The organism is Opitutaceae bacterium, from assembly GCA_015075305.1.
In the GTDB taxonomy this organism is placed as follows: domain Bacteria; phylum Verrucomicrobiota; class Verrucomicrobiia; order Opitutales; family Opitutaceae; genus UBA6669.
Genome location: JABTUS010000001.1, coordinates 838,230 through 857,451 on the forward strand (window position 1 = coordinate 838,230; position 19,222 = coordinate 857,451).

At 62.4% G+C, this 19,222-nt stretch carries 17 protein-coding genes, 2 tRNA genes and 1 pseudogene; 11 read left to right on the forward strand and 9 right to left on the reverse strand.

What is annotated here, in order from left to right; genetic code table 11:
• Positions 1-5 precede the first annotated feature (5 nt).
• From HS122_03445 to HS122_03460, 4 genes and pseudogenes are all read right to left on the reverse strand, one after another.
• Positions 6-347 carry a transposase gene (locus HS122_03445; protein MBE7537451.1) on the reverse strand — a complete coding sequence of 114 codons (342 nt, stop codon included), beginning with the start codon at positions 345-347 and terminating at the stop codon, positions 6-8.
• A pseudogene (locus tag HS122_03450) lies at positions 295-588 on the reverse strand (transposase). Before HS122_03450 ends, HS122_03445 begins: the two are co-directional and overlap by 53 nt.
• A 243-nt stretch (positions 589-831) precedes the next feature.
• The gene (locus HS122_03455) at positions 832-1,167 is read right to left on the reverse strand and encodes a hypothetical protein (protein MBE7537452.1); all 336 of its coding nucleotides are present in this window, start codon (positions 1,165-1,167) and stop codon (positions 832-834) included.
• 112 nt (positions 1,168-1,279) lie between these two features.
• Positions 1,280-1,356: transfer RNA gene (locus tag HS122_03460), tRNA-Pro, on the reverse strand.
• A gap of 184 nt (positions 1,357-1,540) precedes the next feature.
• Here HS122_03460 and HS122_03465 point away from each other — a divergent pair.
• Positions 1,541-2,002 (forward strand): universal stress protein, encoded by a 462-nt coding sequence (locus HS122_03465; GenBank protein MBE7537453.1) that lies wholly within the window; start codon positions 1,541-1,543, stop codon positions 2,000-2,002.
• 13 nt (positions 2,003-2,015) lie between these two features.
• Here HS122_03465 and HS122_03470 read toward each other — a convergent pair whose 3' ends face one another.
• Entirely contained in the window at positions 2,016-2,375 is a 360-nt protein-coding gene (locus HS122_03470; GenBank protein MBE7537454.1) for a hypothetical protein, read from the reverse strand.
• The gene (locus HS122_03475; GenBank protein ID MBE7537455.1) at positions 2,375-2,593 is read right to left on the reverse strand and encodes a hypothetical protein; all 219 of its coding nucleotides are present in this window, start codon (positions 2,591-2,593) and stop codon (positions 2,375-2,377) included. The genes HS122_03470 and HS122_03475 overlap by 1 nt, the downstream gene beginning before the upstream one ends.
• A 102-nt stretch (positions 2,594-2,695) precedes the next feature.
• Between HS122_03475 and HS122_03480 the strand changes: the two genes are divergently transcribed.
• The 4 genes from HS122_03480 (at position 2,696) to HS122_03495 (ending at position 7,729) form a co-directional block, all read left to right on the forward strand.
• On the forward strand, positions 2,696-4,006 hold the full coding sequence (locus HS122_03480; GenBank protein ID MBE7537456.1) for an aminopeptidase P N-terminal domain-containing protein: 1,311 nt from the start codon (positions 2,696-2,698) through the stop codon (positions 4,004-4,006).
• A gap of 132 nt (positions 4,007-4,138) precedes the next feature.
• A tRNA-Leu gene (locus tag HS122_03485) sits at positions 4,139-4,226 on the forward strand.
• Between the two features lie 80 nt (positions 4,227-4,306).
• Complete coding sequence (gene eda / locus HS122_03490; GenBank protein ID MBE7537457.1) at positions 4,307-4,987, forward strand: bifunctional 4-hydroxy-2-oxoglutarate aldolase/2-dehydro-3-deoxy-phosphogluconate aldolase; 681 nt, start codon at positions 4,307-4,309, stop codon at positions 4,985-4,987.
• A gap of 126 nt (positions 4,988-5,113) precedes the next feature.
• Positions 5,114-7,729, forward strand: coding sequence for a hypothetical protein (locus HS122_03495; protein MBE7537458.1), 2,616 nt, complete (start codon positions 5,114-5,116; stop codon positions 7,727-7,729).
• A 71-nt stretch (positions 7,730-7,800) separates the two neighbouring features.
• Here the strand turns inward: HS122_03495 and HS122_03500 are convergent, their stop codons facing one another.
• Positions 7,801-8,604, reverse strand: coding sequence for a prolyl oligopeptidase family serine peptidase (locus HS122_03500; protein ID MBE7537459.1), 804 nt, complete (start codon positions 8,602-8,604; stop codon positions 7,801-7,803).
• Between the two features lie 169 nt (positions 8,605-8,773).
• Between HS122_03500 and rapA the strand changes: the two genes are divergently transcribed.
• The gene (gene rapA, locus HS122_03505; protein ID MBE7537460.1) at positions 8,774-11,626 is read left to right on the forward strand and encodes an RNA polymerase-associated protein RapA; all 2,853 of its coding nucleotides are present in this window, start codon (positions 8,774-8,776) and stop codon (positions 11,624-11,626) included.
• Between the two features lie 24 nt (positions 11,627-11,650).
• Here rapA and HS122_03510 read toward each other — a convergent pair whose 3' ends face one another.
• The gene (locus tag HS122_03510; protein MBE7537461.1) at positions 11,651-11,890 is read right to left on the reverse strand and encodes a hypothetical protein; all 240 of its coding nucleotides are present in this window, start codon (positions 11,888-11,890) and stop codon (positions 11,651-11,653) included.
• A 260-nt stretch (positions 11,891-12,150) separates the two neighbouring features.
• On the opposite strand from HS122_03510, the gene HS122_03515 reads away from it, so the two are divergent.
• Positions 12,151-13,524, forward strand: coding sequence for a hypothetical protein (locus HS122_03515; GenBank protein ID MBE7537462.1), 1,374 nt, complete (start codon positions 12,151-12,153; stop codon positions 13,522-13,524).
• Here the strand turns inward: HS122_03515 and HS122_03520 are convergent.
• On the reverse strand, positions 13,427-13,783 hold the full coding sequence (locus HS122_03520; protein ID MBE7537463.1) for an EthD family reductase: 357 nt from the start codon (positions 13,781-13,783) through the stop codon (positions 13,427-13,429). The two genes, HS122_03515 and HS122_03520, sit on opposite strands and share 98 nt — an antisense overlap.
• 185 nt (positions 13,784-13,968) lie before the next feature.
• On the opposite strand from HS122_03520, the gene HS122_03525 reads away from it, so the two are divergent.
• From HS122_03525 to HS122_03540, 4 genes are all read left to right on the forward strand, one after another.
• The gene (locus HS122_03525) at positions 13,969-15,885 is read left to right on the forward strand and encodes a sulfatase-like hydrolase/transferase (GenBank protein MBE7537464.1); all 1,917 of its coding nucleotides are present in this window, start codon (positions 13,969-13,971) and stop codon (positions 15,883-15,885) included.
• A 10-nt stretch (positions 15,886-15,895) separates the two neighbouring features.
• Entirely contained in the window at positions 15,896-17,431 is a 1,536-nt protein-coding gene (locus tag HS122_03530; GenBank protein ID MBE7537465.1) for a sulfatase, read from the forward strand.
• Positions 17,432-17,605: 174 nt separating this feature from the next.
• Positions 17,606-18,145, forward strand: coding sequence for a sigma-70 family RNA polymerase sigma factor (locus HS122_03535; protein ID MBE7537466.1), 540 nt, complete (start codon positions 17,606-17,608; stop codon positions 18,143-18,145).
• Complete coding sequence (locus HS122_03540) at positions 18,142-19,173, forward strand: FecR domain-containing protein (GenBank protein ID MBE7537467.1); 1,032 nt, start codon at positions 18,142-18,144, stop codon at positions 19,171-19,173. The genes HS122_03535 and HS122_03540 overlap by 4 nt, the downstream gene beginning before the upstream one ends.
• The last annotated feature ends 49 nt before the right edge of the window (positions 19,174-19,222 follow it).

Genomic DNA, 19,222 nt, shown 5'->3' on the forward strand with positions numbered 1-19,222 from the left:
GTTCTTCACGGAATCGTGTGGGTAGCGCCTGAGGGAAGAAGGGGCGCGAGGTCGAGCTTGCCGCAGAAAAAGAGGATGCGGGCGCGGTAGTTTTCGAAGCGGCGAAAGCCGCGGGCATCGGCCTTGATGGCTTGGATCTTGGAGTTGAAGCCCTCGGTGAGGGCATTGGTGATCGGGTGCTGGAAGTACGTCAGAAGATTCACCAGATGGCTTTTGAGGGTGCGGGCCACGGCCATCACCTTCGGCAAACGGCTGCGCATGACGGTGCGGCACCACTGGGAGAAGAAGCGTTCGCCGCTGGCCGTCGTCCGGTTGGCTCCAGAACTCCACCATCTGCCCTTGTACAACCAGCCTGGAGGTCTTCAGGTTCATTTCCAGCAGCTCGGCGAAGCTGGCCTGATGCTTCTCCGGCACGGTGCCATGCAGCCAAAGATACCGAGTCTGCTTGAGGTCTCGTCGCCCTTTCGGCCAGCTTGGCCGCCTCCTGCCGGCGGGTCTGGTCGACCGCCCGTTGAGGTGCTTGGAGACATGGAAACGGTCATGGACGATCGCAGCCTGCGGAGCGGCGATCCGTGGTGGCAGCTGCAAAGTTCGCCCCTACGTCCATGGCGGCGGCCCCACTTTCAACCGCTGCGCTTCCGCAGGCACTTCCATTAGGGCAATCGCCTCGCTCGGTGTCCTGTCCAAGCACCACGTCCAGCACCCGCGACTGGCCGAGGTCGGTCATCAGCGAAACGTAACTTTGGCCTCGCAGAAAACTCTTCATCGAGGCTTGACTCGACGGAGTCCCTCCGTGCCCGTCGAGCCAGGCCCTGCCCACGGCCCGCTCGATCAGCCGTTGATCGCCTGTCCCAATGCAGCCGCAGCAAATCTGCGGCCTGCGTCAGCGACCGACAGGCCGCGATCACGGCCACCGCAAAGGCTTCCAAAGTGGAACGTGAGCGCGAGCCCGGCTCTGCCCACGGCACCGTCACCGTCTTCACCCGTGTGCCGGGCAGGCGCACCGCGGTACCCCCGCACCGCAGTTCCAGAAGGTATTGCATCACACCAGGTGCCGCCACGTTTGTCCGGTGCCGGACCATCCGAAGGGAGCGCCTGAATCGCACGGGCCAAGGGGGCTGCCCGCGCCTCCAGGGCATCGATGGCGACGAGCGCGGAGAGCGCCACAAACAATCCGTTCTGCGGCCAATCCGCATGACCGATCAGCAATCGCAGAGGGGAATCGATTTATTCTACCCGATTCGCGGACCAAGGGCGGCCCCCCTTCGCCATGATCAAATGGTCGGGCCGGCGAGATTCGAACTCGCGACCTCTTGCACCCCATGCAAGCGCGCTACCAGGCTACGCTACGGCCCGAACAAGAGAACGGTCAGAGAGCCCGATGCCTCCTCTCAACGCAAGCGCGTTTTTTCCGTTCCCAAATCCCGGAAACATGCCATCCGTGAAGCGCCAGATCGCCCAAGGCACCCCCGTCTCAAGAGCCGCGGAAGTTATTGCCTGCATTGAACAAACAAAGCTCGTGCGTGTCTAACGTGGCATCATGACAATCCTGACCCCAATCGACTTCTCCGGCGCCAGCGATGATGTCGTCAAGGCGGCATCCGAGCTGGCTGGCATCCTTGGCGCAAAAATCGTGCTGCTCCACGTCGTGCAGCCTCCGGTCGTCACCAGCGACTTCGGAGTCGGGCTCGAAAACGTGCAGGAACTCATGGTCATCAGCGAAAAGGCTGCCACCAAGAATCTCGATCGTCAGACGGCGCGACTTGCGAAAAAGGGACTTCAGGTGGAGGGCATTGTCACCACGGGCTCCCCCATCGCGTCGATCATCAAGGAAGCCGACCGAGTTGGCGCCAGGTACATAGTCATGGGCTCGCACGGCCACACCGCATTCTACGACCTGCTCGTCGGCAGCACCACCCAGGGCGTGCTCAAGCGGGCGAAGTGCCCGGTCGTGGTGCTTCCCACTCAGCGGAGTTCCCGGAAGAAGGCCAGGAAGAAGTAGCGCCACTTCCCCATCAGGGAGCGTGCGCACATCCCATAGTCTGCACCAAACCGCGAAATCTGCGGTTTCTTCCAGATTGCGCTGGATGAACGCGGTCCCTCTCGAACGGGTATTGGAATCGCTGGTTGTAGTCGGCATGAGTGCCAATCCATTCCCAGACAAATTCATGGCCAACGAATCGTCCAATGGCGCGGTAGTGATCTCCAACCCGAACCGACCAGTTGGGCTTGCCGATGGGCTTGAAATGGAGCGAAGGATGAAACGCATTGTCCTGCCAAAGCTGGTAGTTCTTGCGAGCGGTAGCCTGGGCTTTGCCAGGCAGTGCACGGTAAAGCCGCCAGAACTCCATCGTGCCGCGGCTCGCGATTTTCACTACGGTTCCGTCAGCCCGTCGAGCGGCTGCGCCTGTCCGGTGCGATATTCGTTGGCCGTGCTCTCATTCAAGGCGGTGAATTTGCCAGCCTTGGCGTCGGCCTTCATCTGGCGATCCCATGCATCATCGGTCCAGCCACAAAGCTCCGCGACAAGCGCGGCGCGTTCCTCCGTGGGAAGCCGCTCGATGGCCTGCTTGATTTCCTGCACGGTGCTCACGGGCAAAAGAATGCGTTTTCAGGGTGCGCTGGCAAATCCGATTTGATGGGCAGCGGCGTCGAGCACACTTGCCGCAACCAGGCAATTCCACCAGCCTGCGCCATGCTGCCTTTTGACGATGCCGTTCTCCAGTCGCGGCGGAGCCGTATTCAGAAAGATATTACACCCGCGCTGGGCGACTCCATCCTCCTGGTTTACGCGGGCAATCCCATCCCGCTTCCCGAAAACACAGACCAGACCTACCCGTTTCGCTCCCACGCGGAGTATTTTTTCCTCACCACCCTGGAGTGTCCCGGCGGCGTGGTGGCCTTCGATCCCAATCCCAAGAGCGTTCCGCAATGGCGGTCATTCGTGCCGGCGCTCACCGAGAACGAGCGCATATGGGAGGGGCGCACCCAGGCTCCCGGTGAACCGCTCGATGCACTGACAGTCTGGCTGAAACAACAGCCGCGTTCAGTCGTCCGGCTCGGCTCACCGCCTCCCACGATGGACATTTCCGACCGGGATGATCGGACGAAACGCGTCCGCGAACAATTCCGCCACGCACGCCGTCCGAAGGACGCGTTGGAGCTGGAGCTGCTGCGTCGCGCGGCCGCCTGCACCGCGGGGGGATTCGAAATCATGCGGACTCGATTGGGCCCCGCGTTTCGCCCCGCCTCCGAACGCTCCCTGCAGATCGAACTGGAGACCGGCTTCTTCGAAGCGGGCGCACGCCGGACTGGCTATGGTTCGATTGTCGGCAGCGGTCCGAATGCCGCGGTGCTGCATTTTGATCCAAGCGATCGCCGGGTGAACAAGGGGGAGTTTGTTCTCATCGATGCCGGGGCCGAAATCGATCGCTACGTTTGCGACGTCACGCGCACCTACGTCGCCGGCGGCAAACCGACGCCCTTTCAAAGGGATCTGCACGCCCTGGTTCTGTCGGTCGAGGAGGCCGCCATCAATCGCTGCCGAAGCGGTGCCGAGTGGAAGGAAATCCATTTCCAGGCAGCCATAGAGATCAGCGCCGGACTGGTCGATCTCGGCCTGTTCCGCGGCAGTCCCGAGTCGCTCGTTGAACGCAGCGCCCACACGCTCTTTTTCCCCCACGGCCTCGGCCATCTCGTCGGTCTCGGCGTGCGCGACGCGAGCGGCACGCTCCCGGGCAGACCGAAGGATGCACGCGCCGCTTTGCAGACGCTCCGGACGGACCTTCCGCTGATGCCCGGCTACGTGATCACCGTGGAGCCCGGCGTCTATTTCATCCCGACGCTGCTCAACGATCCGGTGCGACGCGAACGCTTTCGCGACTGCGTGGCCTGGGATCGCGTCGAGCCGCTGCTCTCGATCGGAGGCGTGCGCATCGAGGACAATGTCCTCATCACAAAGGGCGCCCCCGAGGTGCTGACCGCCGCAATCCCCAAGGTGCTCTGAATCGCCCAGCCGCACTGATTTCTCTCCGCGTGCTCTGAGGCTCCGCGTGAAACCATTCCGGCGGCGTTTCGCCGCCACTGCATTCACGACTTGCCAGCCCCGGCTATTTCGCTTCGCATGGTACTTCCGACAGCCCGGATGGCGGAATTGGCAGACGCAACGGACTCAAAATCCGTCGCCCTCTAAAGGCGTGTGGGTTCGATCCCCTCTCCGGGCACCAACTGTGGAAACAACCTCGGAATAGCACGCCTGCGAGTTGCAGGGTCGACATCGGTCCGCGATTAAGACATCGACGATCGCATGAAACCTGCGTTTCCCACCGATCTTCAGAACACGATTCAGTCCCGCGGTGTTGTCGCCGTGCTCGTCATCGACGAGATCAAACACGCCGTGCCCGTCGCGCGGGCATTGCTCCGCGGCGGCATCGCCTCAATGGAGCTCACCCTGCGCACGCCCGCCGCATTGGAATGCATTCGCGCGATCCGCCAGGAGGTCCCGGAGATGCTCGCTGGCGTCGGCACGGTTATTGAACCGCGCCAGGTTGACGAAGTCGTGCGCGCAGGCGGCGCATTCGCAGTCGCGCCCGGATGCAATCCCCGCGTCATCGCCGCCGCCGTCGCAGCCGGCCTGCCTTTCGCCCCAGGCATCGCGACCGCGACCGACATTGAGAGCGCGCTCGAGTCCGGCTGCCGGCTGCTGAAGTTTTTCCCCGCCGAAACTTCAGGCGGACTCCGTCACCTGGATTCGATTGCGGCTCCATACGCGCACCTCAAACTGCGCTACATCCCTCTTGGCGGACTGAACGCGAACAACATGCGCGTCTACCTTGAAAACCGCCACGTCGCCGCTCTCGGCGGATCCTGGCTCGCCTCGCGCGACCTCATCGCCGCCGAGCGTTGGGACGACATCGCCGCCAATGCCCGCGCCGCCGCCGACGCTGTGAAGAGTGTGCGCACCGTCGCCACCGCCGGAAGCAAATAGTCCCGGACCGCGTGCTTTGAACACGCCCTCCAGAAGCAAGAACCGCCAACCGGGATCAGCCGGCGAAGCGGACAGTGCAACGTGCGATCAAACGGCATTCATCCGGTCAGAACCGTCACACAACTCATGACCCTTCCTTTCCTCCGCCAGCTTCAAGTGCTCCACGCATTCCTCGCAGCCGCCGTGTCCCTCGCATCGGCGCACAGCCTCCTCGCCGGATCCAGCGATCGAAAAGTGGATCTTCGCTTCGGAATTCCCACGTGGCACCAGCCTCTCGGCATCCCAGCCGACTGGCACAAGCCCATGGCGAACGAGCGTGGCGCGTTGCTCTACGACTTCGGCCCTGGCCCCTACGTGCAGGGTGCAACCGTGGTCGAAGCAACTGCCGAGGGACCCGCGTTCTCACTGGATCGGCAGACTTTCGAGGAGAGTCCCCGGCTCCCGATTCTGCGCACACGCCTGACACAGGGAAGCGATGTACTTTCAGTCACTACCCTTGCCCTCCCTCCATCCCAGCCCTCGCCATCGAACGGACGCAGCAATGGCCATGAGCGACTCGACGGCATCGCGGGAGCAATCGACTGGGCAAATCCGCCCGAGGAGGTATCCCCGCAATTCCGCAACGTAGCCTGGGGAGTCAACCGACCCATTCGTTATCGCATCCGGGTGACCGAGGGCGATTCGAAGAAGGTCATGCTCGGTTTTTGCGAAAGCTACAAACGCATCCTCAATCAGCGCATCGCGGAAATGCGTGTTGAGGGTTCACCGTCACAGATTGTCGATCTGGCTCTCAATGCCCCCACCAACCAGCCTCAGGTTTTCCTCTTCAACGCTCACGACGCCAACAATGATGGCTGGATCGACATCGCAGTGGTGGCGCCACAGGGACACGACCCCAACACGACTCTTGCCACGATCGCAGTATACGCCGCCGGCACCTCGTTGAACCGCCAGGAACTGCTGGAGGGATCCTTGTCCGCCAGCGATCGGGCGGAACTCCGGATCGCATGCGGCACCGAAATGCGCTCGCAGGATCCGCGTGTCGACCTGATCCACGCAGCCTATTCCCCCGGTTCGCGGCCTGTCGTCGCTATTCGCACGAGACGCCTTCTTCAGTTCAATGAGAACGGTCTCGTGACAAACGGAGGGAGAATTTTCCTCGACACAACACCCCACGCCACCGGGTTCACCCGCAGCGCACAGGGGTGGAATCTGGAATTTCCACAAGGCACGCGGGAAGTGCTGGTCCGCGTGTTTTCAGGAAATGCCTCGCCGGATGATGTCCGCCCTGCACCCACGAGTCTGAAGGATGCGCTGCGCATCAGCCGCGAGAGATGGTCCAAACTGAACATCCCCCATGGTCGCATCACGGTCGCCGACCCCTCGATTCAGGCGATGGTCGACGCCTCAATTCGCACGGTTTATCAGGCCCAGGAAACAGTCAATGGCCAGACGCAGTTCAATTCGAGCTTCACCCTCTATCGCGGACTCTGGGCTGGGGACGCCGTCTATATTGCCACGCTTGCCGCGCAACTCGGCGACTCAACCTCGGCACGGCAGACGTTCGACGCCCTGCTCAGCCATCAGCGGCCCGATGGAATTATCGACGAACTTCACCCTCAGCAGATCTATCGCACGACCGCCGAGGTCATCTGGGCCATCGAGCACGACGCACAGATTTCCGGCAACTGGGACTACGCGCGCTCAAAGTGGCGTCAGATCATGCTGGGAATTCAAGGTATTCGCGCACTGCGCGATTCGACTCTGGCCCATCCCGATTCTCCTTTCGCCGGTCTCTTCCCACCGGGTTTCAGCGATGGCGGAATCCTCGACATCGGCGCCGAATACTCCTCGGTCTACTGCACCATCACCGGCCTGAAGGCGGCCGGACGAATGGCGCGGAAACTCGGCTTTGACAGCGACGCCGCATCCATTGAATCACTGGCAGAGGAGTTCCGCTCTTCCTTCGACCTCCACCGCCGGCGGGATCAGCGTCGCGACAGCCACGGCAACCTCTACCTGCCGGTGCGCGTGGGTTTCAAAGGCAACGATCCCATCCCGCAGCTCACGCAATGGGCATTCATGGATGCCAGCATCAACGGTGGCGGCTGGCTGCCGTCGAATCACGAATTGGTGACCGGAACTTTCGCCCTGCTGGAATCGGTGGAGCAACAGGGCCTGCCGGTCAGCATGGGCTGGATGCCCGGTGGCAACTGGGCGGGCATGGGTCTCTTCTATGGCATCGAAGCCCTGATCCTGGGAAGGGATGTCAAGGCCGCGGATGTCCTCTATGCCGCCGCCAATCATGCATCACCACTCGGCACCTGGGTCGAGGAACAATCCCTTGTCGGCAAGCCCCTCAAGCTCGCCGGCGACCAGCCTCATTGCTTCGCCGCCGCAGCGATGCCGCTGCTGGTCGGCTCCATGCTGGCCTACGAGCACAACGGGGCCATCCATCTTCTCGGAAGTGTTCCCGAGGAATGGCTTCGTGCGGAAGCAGTCAACAGCCTCAAGCAATGGAAAACCGCAGGTGGTTCCATTTCCCTCCGCTTGGCGGTGAATGAAGACGGATCGGTGATGTCTCTCCGTGTCGACCCCATCGAAAACGCCCGCCCCTCCGGATCCGTGATCCTGCACACCGCCAGCCTCACTCGCGCCGGTTTCAAGATCGCCGGTCTTGCCGCCGACGGGCTCATCTCAATTCCAGCAGGTCAGCCCTTTGAACTTTCCGCGAAGCGCTAGCCGGCACTTCGCGGCAAATGCACGCCGCCCTCGACGCCAGCGAGCCAAATGGTTCGGCATGGAGGAATGGGCTAGCGCTCGTTGATTCTGTCGTAACTCTTGAAGAAGGCCACAACCGCCTTCAGTGCGCCATCGGGATACCGGTGCCCGCCGGGATGCATCCAGGTCACCACCGGCGCGCCAACCTTTGAACGATGGATCTCCGCTTCCTTTCCTCCCTTTGGCCAGGGAGTGCCGTCCTGCGAACACTGGTTGGTTCGAAGATCGAATGCGATCATTCGCTCCTGCCACTCAAACTTGACCAGCTCATCGGTCCTCCCCGCGATGTGCAGGATCGGACGCGGCTCTGTCGGAAATCGCGCTCCTTTTCCCAGCAATCCCGACGATGGCGCAAAAGCCGCGAAATCGGAGGGTCGTTCCGCCCATAGCAGATACGTGAACGCCCCGCCATTGGAGTGCCCGGTTGCGAACACGCGATGCGAGTCGACCGGATATTCCTTCATTATCGTCGCCATCATGGCATCCACAAATTTCAAGTCCCGATCCCCCTGATCGCCCGCCGTCTTCTGCCAGCCCGCCCGCCTGCCCTCCGGATCGGTGATGGCCCCCGGCGTCGGCAGGCCCTGCGGATACACGACGATGGACTCCGGCCAGAGCTTGTTCACGCCCATGGAGAGCATCGCATGACGCATGGTGCCGCCATGCCCGTGAAAAACAAACACCAGCGGATGGCTGCCGTCCCCCTTCGAATCAGGAAGGGCGATCAGCGCCTCCCGCTCAGCACCATCGACAACCCACGTTCTCTCCACAGTCCTGGCATGGGTCGCGCCCACGGCGAGCAGGAGCGCGACGACAATGAATTGAAGCTGTTTCATGCCTGATACAACGCCAGTCACCCGGGTCCGGTTACCATGGATCAGAGAAATACGTCACCGGGCAATCCGGGCTTCAAGTCCACATTGCCGCGAAGCAATGACAGGTGGTTCCGATTTGCGGGAAGAGAAATCGCTTTTCTCGCCACGGTTCCTCGCACCTCATGCAGGCATGACATTGTCGGTTGCAGGACAACGGTGCCTGAGCGAACGGGAACCCGAACTGGGCCTTGGCCTGGTCGAGGAGATCGACCGCGCGCGCATCACCATTCTTTTTCCAGCGACCGGGGAGAAGCGCATCTACGCCCGTGGCACCGCGGTTCTCAAACGCGTGCAGTTCCGCATCGGCGACCGGCTCACCGATCGCGAAGGAAAATCCCTGACTGTCGATCGAATCGAGGAGGCCGGCGGCCTGATGACCTACTTCGAGTCCGGCCGATCGGTCCGTGAGGATTCGATTTCCGACAAAACCACCGTCGATCTGCCCCAGGAGCGGCTCATGGCCGGACAGGTCGACGAGGAGGACATATTCAGCCTGCGCTACCGAGCACTCCAATTCCAGGCCCGCCTTCGTCAATCCGAGGTGCGGGGGTTCCTGGGCGGTCGCGTCGAGCTCATCCCCCACCAGATGTACATCCTGCGCGAGGTCACGTCGCGCCAGTACCCGAGGGTGCTCCTTGCGGACGAGGTGGGACTGGGCAAGACGATCGAGGCCTGCCTCATCATCCAGCGGCTCCTCGCCGTTGGGAAGGCCCGGCGCGTGCTCATTCTTGTACCAGAAAGTCTGATACACCAGTGGTTCGTCGAGCTTCTGCGCCGCTTCAACCTCTGGTTCGGCCTCTACGACGAGGCGCGCTGCGCGGCCGATGAAGCCGCCGAGCCGGGAAAAAACCCGTTTCTCTCATCCCAGCTCGCACTCGCAAGCACAACCTTCGTCTCCGAAAGCGAATCGCGCCGGGCACAGCTGATCGCCGCAGGCTGGGACATGGTTGTCGTGGACGAGGCCCATCACCTGACGTGGACCCCCGAAGCCGCGAGCGCCGAGTACCGGCTGGTCGAGGAACTGGCATCGAAGTCGCCCGGCCTGCTTCTGCTGACCGCCACGCCGACGCAGTTGGGACCAACCGGCCATTTCGCGCGCCTGCGCCTGCTCGATCCTTCGCGCTACCCGGAATATGCCGCCTATCTCGAGGAGACAAAGCGTTTTCAAACCGTGGCCGGAGTCGCGGAGAAAATCGTTGAATCCCAGCCCCTCGAACCCGGCGACATCGCCTCCCTGAAGTCCATCTTCAGCCGCGACCCCCAGCGTCTCGATGAGCATCTCGCAGCCCTGAATCAGAAGCGCCGCGGAGCCCGGGAAAACCTGCTTCGCACCCTACTCGACCAGCACGGCACGGGTCGAGTGATGTTCCGAAACAGCCGCGCCAATATCGCCGGTTTTCCCCGCCGGCGTCTCTGCCCGGCGGTTCTCCCGGCTGCATCGCAGGCACAGCTCGAACGCGGCGCGCGCGAAATGGAGGCGGAGGAAACGGGGAGCGCGGGCCATGTCCGCTACGCCCTCAAGGACGACCCCAGGGTCGAGTGGCTGGTCAATTTCCTTCAGGAGATCCGTCCCTCCAAGACCCTCCTCATCTGCCGGTCCCAGCGCAAGGTGCTCGCTCTGGAGACCGCCATCAAGGAGCGCTCCAATGTCAGCGTCGGGCTCTTCCACGAGGGACTTCCGCTGGTGAATCGCGACCGCCAGGCCGCCTGGTTCGCCGAGCCCGATGGCGCCCAGTTGCTTATCTGCTCGGAGATCGGCAGCGAGGGACGCAACTTCCAGTTCTCGCACCATTTGGTCCTCTGGGATCTGCCTCTCAACCCGGGATTGATCGAGCAGCGGATCGGCCGCCTCGACCGCATCGGCCAGACGGAGGAGATTCGCATACATGTCCCCGTGCTCAGCGGCGGCGCAGACGAACTTGTGCTGGACTGGTATCATCGCGGCCTGAATGCCATTGAGCATCCGCTGCACGGCGGCAACGACGTGCAGGAGGCTTTTCGCGACCGTCTGCTCACGCTTGCCGTCGCACAAGGCGAGGGGCATGCCTCGGCCTCCCACGCCGCGCGTGAGGCCATGATAACCGAGACGATTGCTTTCCGCGAGGCGCTCGCCCTGAAGCTCAGGAACGGCCGCGACCGCCTGCTCGAACTCAACTCCTTCAACCCCGAGTCCGCCGCAAGGGTCATCACCCGCGTCCGGGAGGCCGAGGCGGACCCTGGCCTGCGCGCCTTTCTAGTCGAACTGCTCGACCACTTCGGCGTGCGCATCAAGGAGCATGAGGAGGGCGACATCTTCCTTGATCCCAGCCACGCCTACGTCGAGGGGTTCCCATCCCTACCGGCGGAAGGCCTGCTGGCCACATTCTCCCGCAAACGCGCCCTGGCGCGCGAGGACATCGGATTCCTGACCGCCGATCACCCGCTCGTGTTCGATTCGATCGACCTCCTTCTGGCGTCGAAGTCAGGCACCACCGCGTTCAGCAAGATCATCTCACCGAAGCCAAACCTGCTGCTCGAGGCCATTTTCGTCCTCGAACCCGTCGCCGAATCGCGCTGGCACGCCGACCAGTTTCTTGCCCCCTGCCCGGTCCGTGTCGTTGTCGACCTGCAGCGTCGCGATGTATCCGAGGCGTGGACACACGAGAAACTCGCAAAGGAAACGGAGGACGGCTCCATTGCGCGCTTTCTTGAGAAGGGAGGTTTTGAGCCCGCGTTGCTGAAGCGGCTGACAGATGCCGCGGAAAGACTCGCGCTGGCGCGCACGCGCAGGCTCAAGCAGGACGCCGCAGCCGCCGCTTCCGAGATGCTGACCGAGGAGCGGCAGCGGCTTCTCGATCTGAGGAAGGTCAACGACCATGTCCGCCCCGAGGAGATCGCAACGACAGAGGAGCGGCTGGCCGCGACACTCGCGGCCATCGAGGGCGCCCGCCTGCGCATCGACAGCCTGCGCCTCATCCTCGAGGGTCCTCAACTTGACGACTGAACCTGATTCTGCATTCGGCAGGCATCACGCCTGCGAAGCCTTTGAGGCATAGAACGGAACCAGTTGCTTCAGGTGTCCCTGAATGATCGAAGCGACCGTCTCCCCGGGCGTCACGCCCTTGTGCAACTCGAAAACCGCGACAAGCAGGGCAAGTTCGATGTCCACTTTCTTGGGGGAAACCGTCCTCATTTCGGCCAGCAATTCCAGCGCCTTCTTCTCGGCCTTCTTGTAGTCCCTGAAGTTTTCGTCACGCGCGTTTTGCATGAGCGCTACGCTCGACGCACCCGCCCCGCGGTCAAGAGCGCAGATTTGGCTGGTTCAGCCTGACAGGCCTGCCGTCCGCCGCACTCCGCCAACCCGGGTGCGGATCTGCAAGCCCGGGAAACCCGTGGCAGGGATGCACCGATCGACCTGCAATTCACCCTAGTCCCCGCGCAATCTCCACCCAAAGTCACCGCATTTCCACGTATCCGGGAATTTGGGCTTCAAATCACCCGTCAATCGTCGATAATCCGGCATCGGAAATGGAGAGCGCCCTCGGCAGTCTTTTCCAGCTCACTGTTCCGGCGCAGATGAGACGCGGCCTCACGCTCATCGCTCTTGTCGCCGGTTCTTTCACGATGGACCCATCCCTGCAGGCCACACCCGATCGGGCGGCACCCTTTGCCCTCACCCCTGCCGACATCGCGTTTCTCGACGAGCTTCAGCGTTCCGCCCTGCGATTCTTCATCGACCAGACCGATGCGGTGACGGGCCTTACGCGCGATCGTTGCCCCGCGGACGGCACCGCGGGAAACGACCCGTCGAGCATCGCCGCAGTCGGATTCGCCCTTTCAGCCTGGTGCATTGCCGACCAGCATGGCTGGCTTCCCCCGGGAGACGCTCTACGCCGTGCGAGGACAACGCTGCGATTCGCCGCGGACTCGCTCGAGCACGAGCACGGCTGGTTCTATCATTTTGTCGACATCCACACCGGCAAACGCGCCTGGGCGAGCGAAGCGTCAACCATCGACACCGCCATCCTGCTGAAAGGCGCCCTGCTCGCCCGTGAATATTTTCACGACGCTCAACTCACCGCCGATGTGAACCACATCTATTCTCGGATCGACTGGAAGTGGGCCATGAACGGCGGCACCACGCTGACCCACGGCTGGTGGCCGGAGACGGGTTTCATCCCCTATCGCTGGGACAGCTATTCCGAAATGCTCGGACTCTACCTTCTCGGCATCGGAGCCAGTGACTCGCCGCTGCCCCCTGATGTCTGGCACGCCTGGAACCGCGGGCCCGTCGTGCATGTGGGTCAGCGCACGTTCATCCAGTGCGCGCCCCTGTTCACCCACCAGTACGCGCACGGCTGGTTCAATTTCAGAAACCGCCGCGATCTGTATGCGGACTACTGGCAGAACTCCGTCAATGCCACGCTCGCGCAGCGCGACTGGTGTGCCGCGCAGAAGGAGCGGTTCCCCTACTGGTCGCACAACATCTGGGGGCTCACGGCATCCGACAGCGCGCGCGGTTACATCGCCTGGGGAACACCTGTGGACGGCAGCCACGATCCGAGCGACGGCACGATTGTCCCGTGCGCACCGGGCGGCTCGCTTCCGTTCGCTCCCCGCGAATGCCTTGATGCGCTCATGCACATGCGCGCGCTCGGCGGCAAGGCCGTGTGGAAACGCTACGGCTTCGTCGACGCCTTCAACCCCCAGACCGGCTGGACCTCCTCCGTCGTGATTGGCATCGATGTGGGCATCACCCTCGTCATGGCGGAAAACCTCCGCACCGGCCTCGTCTGGAACACGTTCATGCGCGCCCCCGAAGTGCAGCGCGGACTCCGCCTTGCCGGCTTCCACGAAACCTCCCGCACCCAAGGCTCCATGGCCTCAACCGGCACGCCATAGCGAGTTGAGTACCGAACGGGACAACAAAGTGCAACCCATGTCCGAATCTAACCACCTCGCTGACCTGCATGACCGGTTCAATCGCCGTATAGTTGGGAATATCGGTCGTCAATTCTGCAGCATGAGATGCAAAGGCCGCCTGAAAAGCGGGCATGGAATCAAAGGTCAAATGGCAGAGTGCGACAAATGCAGCCGGTGCATCGGGTGCGACGCCGGCGAGACCGTGCTCGATTGAATTGGACTTCAGCCCATTGCCCAATCGGCGCCGGACAAGCGGGATCTGTGTGGTCCTGTCGCCAGCCTCCTAAATCCGGTTTTCATCCCGATCCATCCGTGGTCAACACTTCGGGAATCTGTGGATTTTCAATCGTCTGGAACGCCGGTCAGGACCTGACCATACCGTTTGACGATGAGCGCTCAAAGCGGTTTGCTGACCGCCCCACCATGTCACCATTGGCATCCCTACCTCGACTGTTCGTCGCGTCACTCGTTTTCCTGACTGTCGCGAAGATTGCTTCATCCGCCGCGGAAAGGCCAAACATCATTTGGATCACGAACGAGGACATGAGTCCCAACCTTGGGTGCTACGGCGATCGCACTGCACACTCGCCAAATATCGACGCGTTTGCGAGGACCGCAGTGCGCTACACCCGGGCGTTTTCTGCGGCTCCCGTTTGCTCGCCGTCGCGAGCAACGCTCATCACCGGTGTTTGCGCCAACTCGCTCGGCAACCCCCACCTGCGCTGCGAGTTCTCGCTGCCCGGGGGATTCGAGAGCTATGCCTGGCAACTTCGCCAGGCCGGGTACTACACGACGAACAACGTGAAGACCGACTACAATCTCAGGGACGAGGCCGCCTATGTGCACAAATGGTGGAACGAATGCAGCGACCAGGCGCACTGGCGCAACCGCGCGCCCGGGCAGCCGTTCATGGCGGTCTTCAACATCATGGACACGCACCAGTCGCGCACAAGCGCCTGGCCGGAGAAGCAGTTTGAGCGTGAGATCGGCAGCCAGCTCGCTCCAGGGGAGCGGGCCAATCCCGCCACCGTCAATGTGCCGCTGTTCTATCCCGACACGCCCGCCTCAAGAAAGGCGATGGCGCGCTACTACGACTGCATCGCGGTCATGGATCACAAGGTCGGCGCGATCCTGCGGGAACTCGAGGCCGACGGACTCGCCGACGACACGATTGTGTTCTACTACTCCGATCACGGCATGGGAATGCCGCGCGGCAAACGGCTGCTGCACGACTCTGGCATGCATGTGCCGCTGCTCATCCATTTTCCAAAAAAGTGGGCGAAGTTCGCATCCGGAACTCCGGGTGGCACGGTCGATCGGCTGGTCTACTTTGTGGATTTCGCGCCGACACTGCTGAGTCTGGCCGGCGTGCCCATTCCCGGACACTTTCAGGGAACCGCATTTCTCGGACCCAAGGCGGGGCCCGCGCGACAGTATGTCTTTGGCGCGCGCGACAGAGTCGACGAAGCCTTCGACACCGCGCGTTCGGTGCGCGACGCGCGCTGGCTCTATATCCGGAACTTCCGCCCGCACCTTTCCTGGGCTCCTCCCGAGTCCTACTCCGACACAAGTCCCTTCCGCGTTGAACTGCTCGCCGAGGCCGCCGCCGGCCGCCTGGGCAAGGGTCCTACTGCATGGCTCGCCCCGACGCGGCCGCTGGAGGAACTCTACGACACCCAGGCCGATCCGTATCAGCTCAACAATCTCGCTGCCGATCCGAATCAGCGCGCGATCGTGTCCCGGATGCGCGGCGCGCTGCATGACTGGCTGATCGAGATTCGCGACGCGACGTTTGTCTCCGAAGAGGAGGTGATGGCTCATGCAGGAGGAGGTTCACCCTACACCTGGGTGCGCCAGGGCGATGACTACCCGCTCGAGCGCATACTGGAGGTCGCCGGGAAGGTCGGCGACCCAAAGGCGGTCGCCGCCCAGCGCAAATGGATTGGAGACAAGAACAGCGTCGTGCGCTACTGGGCGGCGGTCGGATTCTCCGCGAACAAGGACGGTGCACGGGCGGCTGAGAGCCAGCTGCTGCCGCTGCTCAAGGATCCCTCGGCCGCGGTGCGCATCGAGGCGGCGAGCGCACTGCTTGCGACCAAGGATGAGAAGGCCGCGGTCCAGACCCTCGTGCATGAAACCCTTGGCACCGATCTGAACGCGGCGCTGCATGCTGCGCGCACGCTGGAGCTTGCCGGCGAGCCGGCCCGTCCGTTCCTGTCACAGCTTCGCCCGCGTTATGAAGTGGCGAAGTCCCGGTGGCAGAAGGTCTATCTCGAGTACTACATTTCCATGGCGCTTGGATCGCTGATCACCCATCTCGACTCCACCCCGAACCATTAGCCGCCGCATCATGATGAGCATCCGTTTCGCCGCCTTTTTTCTCTTCTCCGCAGTTCTTGCATCAGCCGCGGGCTCCCGGCCCAACATCCTCTTCATCTTTTCCGATGACCACGGATCGCAGGCAATCAGCGCCTACGGCGAGAAGCGCCACCTGATAAACACACCGAACATCGATCGCATCGCCAGCGAAGGCATCCGCTTCGATCGCTGTCTCGTCACCAATTCACTCTGCGGGCCGAGCCGGGCCACCGTGCTGACGGGAAAATACAGCCACCTCAACGGATTTTACAACAACACCAACAGCCGGTTCGACGGCAGCCAGCCCACCTTCCCCAAGCTGCTTCGCGCGGCCGGTTATCAGACGGCGCTCTTTGGCAAATGGCATCTTGTTTCAGATCCCACGGGGTTTGACTTTTGGGAGATCCTTCCCGACCAGGGCCAGTACTACAATCCGCCGATGATCCGCAATGGGAAGAAAGTCACGCTGCCGGGCTACGTGACGGACATCATCGCCGACGAGTCGATCGCCTGGCTCAAGGGTCGGGACAAGACGAAGCCGTTTCTTCTCATGGTTCAGAACAAGGCGCCCCATGGCGAATGGGCGCCGGCGCTGCGCGATCTCGATTGGGACCACGGGCGCGTGTATCCGGAACCGGATACACGCTTTGACGCCTATGACAACGACCGCGGGCTTGCCTGGCGCGATCAGGACATGAACCTCGCAAAGACGTTCAGCGAACGCCTGGCCAAGCTGATCACCCCTCCCTACCTGAACGCGGAACAGCGCGCGGTCTGGGACGCCTATTTCGGTCCGCGCAGCGCAGCCTTCCGCAAGGCGAATCCCACCGGCCGGGATCTGGTGCGCTGGAGGTACCAGAGCTACATGCATGACTACCTGGGCACGGTGAAGGGGATCGATGACAATGTCGGGCGCCTGCTGGCCGCCTTGGAGAAGGAAGGCCTGGCCGACAACACAATCGTCGTTTATGCGAGCGACCAGGGTTTTTTCCTCGGCGAACACGGCTGGTACGACAAACGCTGGGTGCTGGAGGAATCCGTGCGCACGCCGCTTGTGCTCCGCTGGCCCGGCACGGTCAAGCCCGGCAGCACCAATGGGGATATGGTCTCCTTGCTGGATGTCGCCCAGACATTCCTCGAAGCGGCCGGGGTGCCGGCGCCATCGGACATGCAGGGCCGCAGCTTTGTGCCGCTGTTGCGAGGCGAACACCCCGCAGACTGGCGCAAATCGTTCTACTATCATTTCTACGAGTTCCCGAAACCGAACCGAGTGCGACCGCATGAAGCCATCATCACTCAGCGTTACAAACTCGCCCACTACCATGGCGACGTCGACGACTGGGAACTCTACGATCTCCAGCGCAACCCTGAGGAAACCAGGAACTATTTTCATGATCCCGAGTACCGGCAGGTGATCCAAGACCTGCGGACCGAACTCGATCGCCTGCGGCTTGTTTACCACGTGCCGAAAACCGCCCCACGATCCGCGTACGGCAACGAGGCTTTCCCGGGAGAGAAGCGCAGGTAGACCGACGATCCGGGCACGACGGAGCGTGCCTCTCCAGATCGATGAGATGATTGGTCGCCGACCGCTGGTCTCTGAAACCTGATCCATATCCGGCTCCATCGATGCGCAAACTCGAAGGCATTTCATCTCGCCTGCTCCTCGGGGCTGAGGCAGAAACACGTACTGATCCTCCCTGTGCCACCGCAAGATCCAGAAGAGGCTGAATGGTTTGCCGCTGAACTCCGGCCGCACGAGCCAATGCTGCGCGCCTGGCTCCGATCGCATTTCCGCGCGGCTGATCAGATCGATGATGTGATCCAGGAGGCCTATCTGCGTGTTCTCCGGGCACGCGCGCAGGGGGAGGTGCGCGCGCCCAAGGCCTTTCTTTTCGTCACGGCGCGCAACCTCATGCTCATGCACCTTCGGCACTGCGAGGTCACCCGAATAGATCCTTTAACGGAACGGGACTTCGAGGGCATCTTGGATGACAGGGCCGACGTCGCCGCCGAGGTGGCTCGCTCCCAGGAACTCGAAATGCTCACCCAAGCCATCCAATCACTCCCGACGCGCTGCCGCCAGATCCTCACGCTGCGGAAGATTTATGGGCTTTCGCAGAAGGAGGTCGCTGCGGAGCTCGGCATTTCCGAGCATACCGTCGAAGCGCAGGGCACGATCGCGCTGCGCAAACTCGGCGAGTTTTTCGCCGGCCGCGGCATCGCCCCCCCACCCCGATGAACGACGCGCGAAAACACTCATCCACGAATGCGATCGAGGATCAGGCCGCCGCCTGGGTGCTCCGGGAGGATCGCGGTCTCTCCGCGGTGGAGCAGGACGAACTTCTGCACTGGCTCTCGCTCGATTCGCGCCACGGCGAGTCGCTTTCAAGGCAGCGCCAGAACTGGCGTCGCCTGGATCTGCTCGGCCAGTGGAAGCCCGAGCACAGTCTTCGGCCCAATCGTGACCTGCTGGCACCGCATGAATCCATGCGAATCACGCCTACACGATTCCCTGGGAGAAACGCGATTTTCGCGCTGGCTGCCTCAGTGACAATTGTGTTCGCCGGGTTTGCGCTTTGGCTGCGTTTGAAGCCAGACGGAGCCGCTGGCAATCCTTCAACAATCGCGGCCATTGAGACGCGCTCACTGCCGGACGGCTCCCATGTTGAACTCAATCGAGGCGCGGTGCTCACCGCAATGTACACGGCAACTGAGCGAAACGTGCGGCTCGAGCACGGCGAGGCGCATTTCAGCGTCAAAAAGGATGCAGCGCGGCCCTTCATTGTTTCCGCAGGCGGCGTGAACGTGCGTGCAATCGGGACGGCCTTCAATGTCCGCCTCGGGGGGCGGGCGGTGGAAGTCCTGGTGACCGAAGGCCGCGTGCGCGTCGATCAACGCGAAGGCCCATCCGGCGAAAGGATGGTTGTCGTCCCGGAGCTTGAGCGGGGTGAGCGCACAGTCGTCCCGCTTGAGCCTGCGGCGGCACCGCAGGTCGCCGTCGTGACGCCTGAGGAAATGGACCAGTTTCTTGCCTGGCAACCCCGCATGCTGGAATTCACATCGGCACCACTCCGCAGCGTGGTTGCTGAATTCAACCGCCGCAACACGCCTATTCACCTGCTGGTCATGGATTCCGATCTGGCCGAGATCGAGGTGAGCGCCTCACTGCGCTCGGACAATGTGGAGGGCTTTCTCCGGCTGCTCGAAGCGGGCTTCGGCGTGCGGGTGCAGCGGCAGGGAGAGATAATTCGCCTGAACCGACCCTGACGCCGCCGAATGGACAAACCAAGCACCGGGTCAACTTTCAGGAAATCGG